Raw genomic sequence first — 423 nt, 5'->3', positions numbered from 1 at the left:
CCGGGGCTGACAGCCGGATATTCATCAATGGCTGGCCGTGGGTTTTGCGCTCTGGCACCCATTGGCGCGACCTGCCGGACCGCTACGGCAAATGGACGACGGTGCATAAGCGCTTCAGCCGCTGGCGCCATGCCGGTATTCGGGTGCAGGTCTTCGAGACGCTGACGGCATCAGCAACTGATGATCGACTGCGCGATTGTTCGTGCTCATCAGCAGGCGGCATCTGGAAAGGGGGGCAAGGATCAGGCGCCGGGGCGTTCCCGAGGCGGGCTGACCCCCAGGATCCACATGCAGGCCGATGCCCGGGGCAGGCCGTTGCGGTTCATCATAACGGCCGGTCAGGTCGGCGAGATTACGCAGGCCTCGGCCCTTCCGCAGGGACAGAGCGGTGATGTCGTGCTGGCCGATAAAGCCTACAGCAAC

At 64.3% G+C, this 423-nt stretch carries 1 pseudogene; it reads left to right on the top strand.

What is annotated here, in order from left to right:
* A pseudogene (locus tag PARACOCCUSGL_RS21570) lies at positions 1 to 423 on the top strand (IS5 family transposase); the annotation flags it as partial.

This window comes from Paracoccus sp. TRP (assembly GCF_000185925.1).
GTDB lineage: Bacteria > Pseudomonadota > Alphaproteobacteria > Rhodobacterales > Rhodobacteraceae > Paracoccus > Paracoccus kondratievae.
The sequence above is the reverse complement of the archived record's forward strand: the minus strand, read 5'-3'. Positions and strand labels throughout refer to the sequence as shown.